The following is a 12,358-nucleotide window of genomic DNA, read 5'->3' as shown; positions in this document are numbered from 1 at the left end:
AGATAATGGGAAAAGATAATATTGCAGTAGGTCTAGATATTGGTACAACCAAAATTGTTGCCATGATAGGTAAGAAGAATGAATATGGTAAGCTTGAGATCCTGGGAATAGGGAAATCAAAAAGCTTAGGTGTTGCGAGAGGTGTTGTAAACAATATTACTCAAACAATACAATCTATTCAGCAAGCGATACATGAAGCGGAGAATAATTCGGGTTACAAGATTAAAGATGTAGTTGTAGGTATAGCAGGACAGCATATTCGCAGTATCCAGCATACAGACTACATTAGCAGAACCAATCCTGAAGAGGTTATTGGCGAGAATGACATCCAGCTTTTAATAGACCAGGTTAATAAACTTGCGATGTTACCAGGTGAAGAAATAATTCACGTTTTACCACAGGAATTTAAAATTGATGGACAATCGGAGATTAAAGAACCGATTGGAATGTACGGAGGAAGATTAGAATCTAGTTTTCACGTTGTAGTTGGACAAGCTTCATCTATAAGAAACGTTGGAAGATGTATCCAGAGTTCAGGAATTGAATTATCGGGCTTAACATTAGAGCCATTGGCTTCTGCAGATGCAGTATTGAGTCAGGAAGAAAAAGAAGCAGGAGTAGCACTTATCGATATCGGTGGCGGTACAACAGATTTAGCGATTTTTAAAGACGGAATCATTCGTCATACGGCTGTAATTCCTTTTGGAGGAAATGTAATTACAGATGATATAAAAGAAGGTTGTTCGATTATTGAGAAACAAGCCGAATTATTGAAAATTAAATTTGGATCTGCATGGCCAGGTGAAAACAAAGACAATGAAATTGTTTCGATTCCGGGATTAAGAGGAAGAGAGCCAAAAGAAATTTCTTTGAAGAATTTATCAAAAATAATCCACGCTCGTGTAGTCGAAATCGTAGATCAGGTTTTTACAGAAGTAAAAGCTTATGGACATGAAGATCCTCGTAAAAAATTAATTGCAGGAATTGTTCTTACAGGTGGTGGAGCTCAACTAAAACACATTAAGCAATTAGTAGAGTACATTACAGGAATGGATACCAGAATTGGTTACCCAAATGAGCATTTGGCAGGAAATTCTAACGAAGAAATCTCAAGTCCGTTATACGCTACAGCTGTTGGTTTAGTAATGAACAGCATTGAAAATAGAACTCAAAGTGCCGTAAGATTGGACGTTATAGAACAACCAAAGGCACCAGTACATAGAGCTCCGGTACAACAGCAACACTATGAGGTTGAAGAATCTTATGTAGAAACTGTTGAAGAAGTGAAGAAAGTAGTTAAGGAAGAATCGACTGAAACAAAAATAAGAAGATCCTTTTTTGACCGCTATGTCGATAAAATCAAAGATTTTTTAGACAACGCTGAATAAGCGATTTGAAATAATACAAGAATTAATATTTAATATCAAAAAACCAAAAATATGATGGGCAACTCAGAATTTGGAAGCATTTCATTTGATTTACCAAAGAATCAATCAAATGTAATAAAAGTTATCGGTGTAGGAGGTGGAGGTAGTAATGCCATAAACCATATGTTTAAACAAGGAATTAAAGGAGTAGATTTTATCGTTTGTAATACAGATTCACAAGCGCTACAAAATAGTTCCGTGCCTAATAAAATTCAGTTAGGGGTTAACTTGACAGAAGGTTTAGGAGCAGGTGCCAATCCAGATGTAGGACAGCAGTCGGCTATTGAAAGTATTGCAGACATCGAGAAGATGTTGGATCGCAATACCAAGATGGTATTTATTACTGCAGGAATGGGTGGAGGTACCGGTACAGGTGCTGCGCCAGTAATTGCACAATTATCCAAGGAAAGAGAGATTCTTACAGTTGGAATCGTTACTATTCCGTTTCTTTTTGAAGGTAAAGTACGTCAGGAGCAAGCGCTTTTGGGTATCGAAAAGTTACGTAAACAAGTCGATTCATTAATTGTAATTAATAATAATAAGTTAAGAGAAGTTTACGGAAATCTTGGTTTTAAAGCAGGATTCTCTAAAGCTGATGAAGTTTTGGCAACAGCCTCAAGAGGTATTGCTGAAGTTATTACGCATCACTATACTCAGAATATCGATTTACGTGACGCTAAAACAGTATTGTCTAATAGTGGAACTGCTATAATGGGATCATCTACTGCATCTGGAGAAAACAGAGCAAAAGATGCTATTATTTCGGCATTAGATTCTCCATTGTTAAATGACAATAAAATTACGGGAGCTAAAAACGTATTGTTGCTTATCGTTTCAGGTTCTAACGAGATTACACTTGATGAAATTGGAGAGATCAATGATCATATCCAGGTAGAAGCAGGTTTTAACGCTAATATCATTATGGGGGTTGGTGAAGACGAAACTCTTGGTGATGCTATTGCTGTTACAATTATTGCGACTGGTTTTGATGTTGAACAACAAAATGAAATCGTAAATACAGAACCTAAAAAAATTATCCATACGCTAGAAGATGAGCAAAGAAGTGTTCATAATTTAACGAATAAAACAGTTACTTCTTTTGATTTGAATGCTGAAACCCCTTCAACACCAAAACCAGAAGAAAAAATAGTTTTTGAATTGATTGATGATACTCCTGCACCTACAGCAGTTGCACCGATTGTTCAAACTCCAGTGATTAACGAAGATGAATTAGTTGTAATGTCTGAATTTATTAAAAATTTAGATGTGACTTTTGAAATCGTTTCTCCAATTACAGATATTGATTTTACTATTTCAGCTCCTGAAGTTGCCCCTGTAAGAGCTGTTCAACATAGAATCGTAGAAAAAGAAGAGCAAACTACTTTTTCTTTTGACTTGCCTCTTTTTAGAACTGAGCCAGAAGTTAAAGCTCCGCCAGTAGTAGAAGATACAAGAGTTTTATTTGAATTATCAAATGAAACACGTGATATTAAAGTAAATCAGCCAGTTCAGTTTGTTCCAGTTACAGAACTTTCGGATAAAGGTATTATCAAATATTCTTTGGAAGAGTATATGGAGCTTGAAAATGATTTTACTTCATCTAAACCTGTTGAAAAGGTAATTGAAGAAGTTATTCCAGAAGAGCTTAATATTACAGTTCACCAAAGAGCGGTTGCTCCTGAAACTAATTTTTCTGCAGAGGTATCTCCGATGGAATTAACTATCGAAGAAACATTACGTTTGAGAGCTGACGAAAGAAGAAAGAAATTAAAAGAGTTTAATTATAAGTTCCATAATAACGTTTCTAGAGTTGAAGAACTTGAGAAAGAGCCAGCCTATAAAAGATTAGGTATTGATCTTTCTAACAGTTCACAGAACAACACAAATTCTAGAATCTCTGTAGGAACAGATAGTAATAATGATTTACAGTTGCGTTCTAACAATTCATTTTTGCACGACAACGTAGATTAATACGATAAAATCAAAATGAGGTAACCCGAAAATTGAATTTAATTTTCGGGTTATTTTTTTTATCTTCGCACAGAATTAGAAATTTGACTTCTTTCATAGACTTTTAAAGTGAATTTTATTATCAGTTCGAGTCCTTCGGCTTTGTTCAGGATAAATAAGGAGAGAACAAATTTTAAATAAATATATAAATCTATAAGCCTGGCTTATAAAAAAATAAAACTGAGATGAGTTTACAAACATTAATCATGGACGAAATTAAAACCGCCATGAGAGCAAAAGATACTGTTGCATTAGAAGCTTTAAGAGCAATTAAATCAGAAATGTTATTGGCCGCTACAGCTACAGGATCTAAAGAAGAATTAACGGAAGATGATGAAATTAAATTACTTCAGAGACTAGTTAAAACTCGTAAAGAGAGCGCTAGAATTTTTACAGAGCAAAATCGTCCAGATTTAGCTGAGCCAGAATTAGCTCAGATTGCTGTAATCGAGAAATTCTTGCCTGCACAATTAAGCGAAGAAGAAGTAGAGGCAGTTATTGCAAAAATCATTGCGGAAACTGGAGCTTCTGGAATTGCTTCAATGGGTAAAGTAATGGGATTAGCATCTGCTCAATTGGGTGGAACTGCTGAAGGAAAAACCATTTCGACTATTGTGAAGAAATTATTAGTATAAAAATCCAAAAAATAAATTCCAAACTTAAAATTGGAATTTGGAATTTAAAAAATTGAATTTTAAATATTTTGACCGCGTAGTTCAACTGGATAGAATATCAGATTTCGACTCTGAGGGTTGTAGGTTCGAACCCTACCGTGGTCACAAGAAAATTAAAAAGCCTGTAAAATCAATATTTTACAGGCTTTTTATGGTTTGAAAAATTCCGTCAAGTTTTTACTTTTTTGTAAGTTCAAGGTTCATAAGCCTTTTTTGATTCAAATCCCGTCAAGGATTTAAATTCTCAAATTTATCCTTTATGGATTAAAGTTAATTCTTATATTCGTTTCAGGTTTTTTGTTTGTGGAACCATTGGTTTTAATAAAGTTTTTATTGCGATAAATTTTAGCTTTCTAATTTTTTTGGGCTTAAAACCCTCAGTTTTTAGTTCAAAAATGTAATTTAATAAAGATTGTTCTATTCTTTGCAGACAACGAAATGATAACAAGAAAAATTAAAGATTAGAAAAATGAAAATAATAAAGCAAATTACTTTTATCTCTTTTTTGTTAGTACTATTAAGCTGTACAAAATCTCGTGGATACGAAACAATTGATGAATTGTATATAGCTAGTTTTAAAGCCATTAAATCCAAAGACAAAAAGGGAATCACTGAGTTTGTTTCGGATATGATACCAGATAAAAACACGGCCAAATATATGGAAAGCAATGAATGTGTGTATAGAGGATTTCCACGTGTAATGAAAGAACATCCATATGTCATTGATAGTGCAATTGTTGAATTCACAGATTATTATATGAATCTCGCATCATCGCTTGAAAAACGATATGGAAATTTGGATAATTTGAGATTCATTGGTTTTGAAAGAGCTATTTCACCTGAGCCATTAAATGAATCGGAATGCGAATGTGAAGATATTTTGTTTGAAGAACCATGGGGGATTTTTGTTTCGGAAAACAATAAAGATACTCTCCGATTTAATATTGGTGAAGTACTAAAAGTGGATGGAAAATGGAAAGTATTTACAGAGCCTAAAATTTAGTAAACAAAGATAAATCTGAACGATCTATGCATTTTTAGCCTCTTAATCACTAACTTGTTTCTTTTTTATTATAGTAATAAATTGAAGTTTGTATTGTGTTAATTGCCCAAATATGAAGTCAGAAATTTAAACAAAAGAATGAAAAACATTTATACTGCACTTCTTATTTCAATTTTATTTTCTTTCTTAAAATGTAATGCTCAAAATCATAGTTCGTTAATTAGTGAATACCGTCATGTCAGCGGCAAACATGTTATAAAAGTTAATTATGAGTATGATAATAAGAATAGATTAATAAAGGAAATTTCGAATAGTTATGATATAAATGAGCTAAGAGAATTGAAAAATCTAAATGAAGCTGAAGCACAAATAGTAAGTTATGATTATTATCAGGACAGTATAGTTAATAATCGAAATGGTGTTTGGTGTAAGATCGTTTTAAACGAGAGCAATCTATTTGAAAAAGAGGTTACTGTTAATGAGTTTTCCAAAACAAAGGCACTCACAAACCGTTTGATAAATACGTATAATACAGATGGCTTTTTAATAAAAAAAGTAATCTTCAATGATTATATAACGTATAACTCTTCCTCGACATACGAGTATGAATACTTGAACGGGAATTTGGCAAAGGAGACTACAACTAACCGAAGTGTGAACCCAGATGGAGCAGTATGGGAAAATTCCGGTGTTCTCGAGTATGAGTATTTTGACGACAAACTCAATTCATTAACCAATAGTAATTTTGGCAAGGCATATTTAGGGAAATCAAGTAAAAATTTAGTTAAAAAACTAAAAAATAATAACGGTTATGTCGCCTATTATGAATATGAATTTGATCAGAAGGGAAATGTGACCAAAAGAACTTTTATCAGAATTGCAGATGGGGTAAAAATGGATGAAGAACATTATAAATATTATTAACTATAATTAAGTCTGCATATCTGCATACGAGTAAGTATTAAAATCTTCCAGCTGTCGTTCTCTATACTCGTATACCTATGCGTTAACTAAAAATATAGACAAATTTAAGTGATATTTTCGGTAAGAAATTCATTTAAAATTCTCAAATCTTCATATAAACGGTTCGAATTCTGTACCGTCAAGGTCACAAAAAAGGTAAAATACATAATGTATTTTACCTTTTTTTTTGAATATATGAATTATCACATGTTCTCTTTATGAGTCTTAATTGGTAATCATTGGAACTCAAAGCTTATCATTTTTACCTCTTTTATTCAATTTTAGAATCTACTTTGCGCTATCTATTTGATTAGATTATCATTGAAGTGCAATATTTGAGCATTTTTTATTTTTTAAAGATTATACTTGTTTATATTTTTAAAATAACACAAGATTTCTTATAAATATCTTTATTTGTCAGTTTAAAAACTTTTGAAAGTAAAAACAGATCTTAATTACTGCAATATTTGAATAATATAATAGCGCTAACTCTCATGGTTGGCTAACTCGCCAACTTATAATTGCAATAATTTTACAATCAGGATATTATGTTTTTGGGGTTGTTTTTTTGTAAAATTCCTACTTGCTTAAAGTGTTTTTTGAGAATTTTAAAATTAATGTTTAGTGAGTTATGTGCGATTGTTTTTAAAGAGTTGTATTGGTCTTTAAAATTAACAAAAAGAGTGATAAATAAATGAATTTAAAAAATTAAAAAGATGAAATAGAAAATTAGCAAAAATGAATAAAAACTTAAAAAAAAACGAACAGAAATAAAATAAAAATGAACAAAAATTTACTTATAGTATTAGCCATTCTTTTATTTAATATAGGATATGGCCAAGATCTAAAAACATGGACAGGAGCCCAGAGCACTGCATGGGATGATGATGCAAATTGGGCGCCTGAAGGAATGCCGACATTTGACAATGATATATTAATATCAAACGGACCTAATGTGCTATATCAGCCGATAATATCTATCCCAGGAATTACTTGCGGTACTCTTACGTTGCAAAATTCAACTCCAGGTAGTATTGTTGTTTTGACAGTTAAGGGGTTAGGTGGATTGACTACTGCATCAATAATTATGAATAGTAGCGTAGCTACCAGCAAGTGTAGTTTAAATATCGGCTCAACTGTAACTGTAAAAGGTGATGTTAAAATGAATGGAACTGCGCTTCAAAATGATGTGACTTTTTCCGGAGATGGAAATTTACTAATTGGAGGAATGATGACTGGAGGTTCTTTAAATACTGGTACTGTATCAGATCAAAAAGGAACTGTAACTTATAATGGTACAACAACACGATCTGTTGGTGCATATAGTTATCATAATCTAACGCTTTCTGGTAGTGGTGTAAGAACAATTGGTTCTGGAGTAATTGTAAATGGTACGCTAACTATGACTGGTTCTGCTACAGCTTCTGCTGCGCCAGTTTATGGTGATAATGCAGCTTTAAGGTACAATAGTGTATCGAATCAGACAGTTGGACCGGAGTGGGTTACTCCCTTTGTTTCGAAAGGTGGGGTTCAGATTTCTACTATTGCTCCAAAAGTAGTCACTATAGGTGATAATTTAGAGAAGAAATTTGATAAAGGAGTGTCGCTTATCATAGATTCAGAAGCTTCATTAGTAGTTGGTAACAACAGTAATATGTATTTTGCGGGTAATTTTATGAACAGCGAAGGGTCATTAATAACTGATGGATATGTTTATTTGACAGGTACAAGTAATCAAAATATTGGTGGTTTTGTATCTACAAAGGGAGTTGTTATGAGCAAAACTGCTGGAACAGCTACTTTTACAGCTAATGTTAAGGCAGAAGAATTAACAATTGACGGTATAGGTGGGGCACTTAATCTTGGAAAAAATTTGACTCATACATTTACTAAATGGATTAGAACCCAAGGAACATTAAACGGAGGTTCAAGTATTTTAAAAATTTCAGGAGATGTTGTAGGTAACGGAAGTAATTTTGTACCAGGAACTGGTACTGTAGAATTTAATGGAGAAGCTCAAAATTTAGGATCAGGATCCATAACTTATAATAATTTGGTATTATCAGGAACTGGAGTTAAAACATTTGGTGCTAAAACTACAATAAATGATACTTTTTCTATAGCGACTGGAGTAGTTGCTGATCTTACAGCTGGTTTCGTGCATACAGCTAAAAGTATAAAACTTGGTGGCAATGCAGGATCTGGTGGATCATGGGGAAGCTCACTTTCAAACGCAGTGAATAAAAATAATGTTTATTTTACTTCTAATAGTGGTATCGTAAATGTTGGACCAACAATAGTAGTAAGTACAAATAGCTTACCAGCATTAACGACAATTTATGGCACACCATCAGTATCAAAAAACTTTGATATAACAGGTATCGCAATGCTTGAAGGAATTGTAGTTACGCCATCTTCAGAGTTTGAAGTAAGTACAGATGGAATTACTTTTGCTAATACACTTACTCTTGGAGCGACTGGTAATATTGCGCAATCAAAGATTTATGTTCGATTAAAAGCGACAACTGCAGCAGGAAGTTATTCTTCTGGAAATATTGCTTTAACGAGTAATGGTACAACTACGGTAAATATACCAATAGCGACAAGTACTGTAGATAAAGCAGAATTAACTATCAAAGCAGAGAACAAGGAAAAAGCTTATGGATCAGACAATCCAGTTTTAACAGTAAGTTATGATGGATTTGTAAATGGAGAGACTGTAGCGATTTTAATTAAACTACCTACAATTACAACTACGGCAGTTAAAGGAAGTGTAGCAGGAACAACTTATCCAATCACTGCTACTGGAGCAGAGGCATTGAATTATAAGTTTAAATATGAGCCGATAAATGGATCATTAACTATTACTCCTGTAGCTTTAACTATTACAACAAATGATAATAGTAAAGTTTACGGATCTCAGAATCCAGTTTTAACAGTAAGTTATGATGGTTTTGTGCCTGGTGAAACTGAAGCGAATTTAACCGCAAAGCCTACAATTGCTACTACAGCAGTTACAGGAAGCCCAGTAGGAAAATATGAAATTACAGCTACTGGAGCGGCTTCATCAAATTATAAAATTATATATGTTAATAAAGGATCATTAACTATTACTCCTGCGGCTTTAACTATTACAACAAATGATAATAGTAAAGTTTACGGATCTCAGAATCCAGTTTTAACAGTAAGTTATGATGGTTTTGTGCCTGGTGAAACTGAAGCGAATTTAACCGCAAAGCCTACAATTGCTACTACAGCAGTTACAGGAAGCCCCGTAGGAAAATATGAAATTACAGCTACTGGAGCGGCTTCATTAAATTATAAAATTACATATGTTAATAAAGGATCATTGACTATTACTCCTGCGGCTTTAACTATTACAACAAATGATAATAGTAAAGTTTACGGATCTCAGAATCCAGTTTTAACAGTAAGTTATGTTGGTTTTGTAAATGAAGATACTGAAGCAAGTTTGGCTCCATCAGCTAAAATTGTAACTAGTGCACTTATAGGAAGTGGAGTAGGAACTTATCCAATCATAGCTAGTGAAGCAGTTTCATCAAACTATACCATTACTTATGATAACAAAGGATTATTAACTGTTACTCCTGCTGAGCTAAAAATCACAGCAGATAATAAAGAAAAAGAGCATGGTATTGATAATCCAGTTTTAACAGCAACTTATGTTGGGTTTGTAAATGGAGATACTGTTACAAGTTTAAGTATGCCAGTGACAATTGTTACGCAGGCAGTTAAAGATAGTTCAGTAGGAAAATATGACATCACTGTTAGTGGAGCAAAATCAACAAATTATGATATTACTTTCGTTTCTGGTACTTTAGAAGTGACTAAATCTACTAATGCAGGTTTAACAGATTTAGCTATTAGTGAAGGTAAGTTAAGTCCGGATTTTGCAGAAGGAACTAAAGATTATACAGCTACAGTACCAAATGATGTTAAAACTATTACAGTTACACCAACTACAGCAGACACTGAAGCAAAAGTAACAGTAAATGGAGTAGAAGTGCCTAGTAGAACTCCTAGCGGAGAAATTACTTTACAAGTAGGTGAAAATAAGATTACCACTATAATAACAGCTCAAGATGGAACTATTAATACTTATACTGTAATTGTTACAAGAGAGCCTTCTAGTAATGCAGGTATGACAGATTTAGCTATTAGCGAAGGTACTTTAAGCCCAGTATTTGCAGAGGTAACTAAAGATTATACAGCTACAGTAAAAAACGATGTTAAAGATATTACAGTTACACCTTTTACTTCTGATAGTACTGCAACAATAACAGTAAACGGAAAAGAAGTAGCTAATGGAACTGCTAGTGGAAACATTCTTTTAGAAGTTGGTAAAAATGAGATTACTACTATAATTACAGCACAGGATGGAAAAACACAAGAAACATATACTGTTGTTGTTACAAGAGAGCCTTCTAGTGATGCAGGTTTAGCTGATATTACGGTTAGTGAAGGAACTTTAAGTCCTGTTTTTAATACAGACACTAAAGGATATACAGTTGATGTGCCAAATGGAACTAACTCAATCATAGTTACACCTACACCAAGAGATCCAGATGCCAAAGTTGAAATGATAGTTGATGGAAAAACGATTACTGATAACGCAGCTCCAATCGATTTAAAAGTTGGTGATAATGAAGTTACAGTAGTTATGACTGCTCCTGACGGAACACAAGAAACATATACTGTTGTTGTTACAAGAGAGCCTTCTAGTGATGCAGGTTTAGCTGATATTACGGTTAGTGAAGGAACTTTAAGTCCTGTTTTTAATACAGATACTAAAGGATATACAGTTGATGTGCCAAATGGAACTAACTCAATCATAGTTACACCTACACCAAGAGATCCGGATGCCAAAGTTGAAATGATAGTTGATGGAAAAACGATTACTGATAACGCAGCTCCAATCGATTTAAAAGTTGGTGATAATGAAGTTACAGTAGTTATGACTGCTCCTGACGGAACACAAGAAACATATACTGTTGTTGTTACAAGAGAGCCTTCTAATGATGCAGGTTTAGCTGATATTACGGTTAGTGAAGGAACTTTAAGTCCTATTTTTAATACAGACACTAAAGGATATACAGTTGATGTACCAAATGGAACTAACTCAATCATAGTTACACCTACACCAAAAGATCCGGATGCCAAAGTTGAAATGATAGTTGATGGAAAAACGATTACTGATAACGCAGCTCCAATCGATTTAAAAGTTGGTGATAACGAAGTTACAGTAGTGGTTACTGCTCCTGACGGTACACAAGAAACATATACTGTTGTTGTTACAAGAGAAGATGCTAATGTTAAGCCTTCTGATAATGCTGGTTTATCTGATATTGTTGTAAGTGATGGGACATTAAGTCCTGCTTTTAATACAGATACAAAAGATTATAGTGTAGATGTACCAAATGAAACTGACTCAATTGTAATTACACCTAAATCAATCGATCCGGATGCAAAGGTTGAAATGATTGTTGACGGAAAAACGATTACAGATCCAACAGCTCCAATCGATTTAAAAGTTGGTGATAACGAAGTTACAGTAGTGGTTACTGCTCCTGACGGTACACAAGAAACTTACACTGTAATTGTTACAAGAGAAGATGCTAATGATAAGCCTTCTGATAATGCTGGTTTATCTGATATTGTTGTAAGTGATGGGACATTAAGTCCTGCTTTTAATACAGATACAAAAGATTATAGTGTAGATGTACCAAATGAAACTGACTCAATTGTAATTACACCTAAATCAATCGATCCGGATGCAAAGGTTGAAATGATTGTTGACGGAAAAACGATTACAGATGCTACAGCTCCAATCGATTTAAAAGTTGGTGATAACGAAGTTACAGTAGTGGTTACAGCGCCAGATGGTACACAAGAAACATATATTGTTATTGTAAATAGAGCAGATGCTGTACCACAAGAAATTATACCAACAAACATTGTTACTCCAAACGGAGATGGTAAAAATGATTTTTGGATAGTTCCAGGTCTTGATAAATATCCAAACAATTCGGTTAAAGTTTTTGATAGAGCAGCAAGATTAGTGTATTCTAAAAATAATTATAACAATGAGTGGGATGGTACTTATAAAGGATCTCCACTTAATGAGGATACTTATTACTATTTAATTGATCTAGGAAATGGTTCACCTAAAATGAAAGGGTTCATTTCAATTATTAGAGATAACAATTAAGAATAAAATAAATAAGAATAGTAAAAATGGTTAGAAGATAGCCACACAGAAA

Annotated in this window: 6 protein-coding genes and 1 tRNA gene; all 7 read left to right on the top strand. The window is 33.4% G+C overall.

All coding sequences use genetic code 11. The features are described from left to right. Positions 1–5: 5 nt before the first annotated feature. Positions 6–1,388, top strand: coding sequence for a cell division protein FtsA (gene ftsA / locus ACJ6WR_RS06455; protein WP_039118455.1), 1,383 nt, complete (start codon positions 6–8; stop codon positions 1,386–1,388). Positions 1,389–1,439: 51 nt separating this feature from the next. Beyond that, positions 1,440–3,398 (top strand): cell division protein FtsZ, encoded by a 1,959-nt coding sequence (gene ftsZ, locus ACJ6WR_RS06450; RefSeq protein WP_039114493.1) that lies wholly within the window; start codon positions 1,440–1,442, stop codon positions 3,396–3,398. Between the two features lie 224 nt (positions 3,399–3,622). Further along, the gene (locus ACJ6WR_RS06445) at positions 3,623–4,072 is read left to right on the top strand and encodes a GatB/YqeY domain-containing protein (RefSeq protein ID WP_039114496.1); all 450 of its coding nucleotides are present in this window, start codon (positions 3,623–3,625) and stop codon (positions 4,070–4,072) included. Positions 4,073–4,142: 70 nt separating this feature from the next. Further along, positions 4,143–4,216, top strand: a tRNA-Arg gene (locus ACJ6WR_RS06440). Between the two features lie 364 nt (positions 4,217–4,580). Beyond that, positions 4,581–5,114 carry a hypothetical protein gene (locus tag ACJ6WR_RS06435; RefSeq protein ID WP_086893536.1) on the top strand — a complete coding sequence of 178 codons (534 nt, stop codon included), beginning with the start codon at positions 4,581–4,583 and terminating at the stop codon, positions 5,112–5,114. A gap of 138 nt (positions 5,115–5,252) precedes the next feature. After that, positions 5,253–6,038: a hypothetical protein gene (locus ACJ6WR_RS06430; RefSeq protein WP_086893537.1), complete on the top strand. Its 786-nt coding sequence runs from the start codon at positions 5,253–5,255 to the stop codon at positions 6,036–6,038. A gap of 820 nt (positions 6,039–6,858) precedes the next feature. Further along, entirely contained in the window at positions 6,859–12,306 is a 5,448-nt protein-coding gene (locus tag ACJ6WR_RS06425; RefSeq protein ID WP_409417383.1) for a cadherin-like beta sandwich domain-containing protein, read from the top strand. Positions 12,307–12,358 lie beyond the last annotated feature (52 nt).

The sequence above is a fragment of the Flavobacterium sp. PS2 genome (genome assembly GCF_046250155.1).
Taxonomy (GTDB): domain Bacteria; phylum Bacteroidota; class Bacteroidia; order Flavobacteriales; family Flavobacteriaceae; genus Flavobacterium.
The sequence above is the reverse complement of the archived record's forward strand: the minus strand, read 5'-3'. Positions and strand labels throughout refer to the sequence as shown.

Coding starts and splice junctions, on each gene's coding strand:
- ftsA (WP_039118455.1), top strand. CDS start 6: ATGGGAAAAGATAATATTGCAGTAGGTCTAGATATTGGTACAACCAAA.
- ftsZ (WP_039114493.1), top strand. CDS start 1,440: ATGATGGGCAACTCAGAATTTGGAAGCATTTCATTTGATTTACCAAAG.
- ACJ6WR_RS06445 (WP_039114496.1), top strand. CDS start 3,623: ATGAGTTTACAAACATTAATCATGGACGAAATTAAAACCGCCATGAGA.
- ACJ6WR_RS06435 (WP_086893536.1), top strand. CDS start 4,581: ATGAAAATAATAAAGCAAATTACTTTTATCTCTTTTTTGTTAGTACTA.
- ACJ6WR_RS06430 (WP_086893537.1), top strand. CDS start 5,253: ATGAAAAACATTTATACTGCACTTCTTATTTCAATTTTATTTTCTTTC.
- ACJ6WR_RS06425 (WP_409417383.1), top strand. CDS start 6,859: ATGAACAAAAATTTACTTATAGTATTAGCCATTCTTTTATTTAATATA.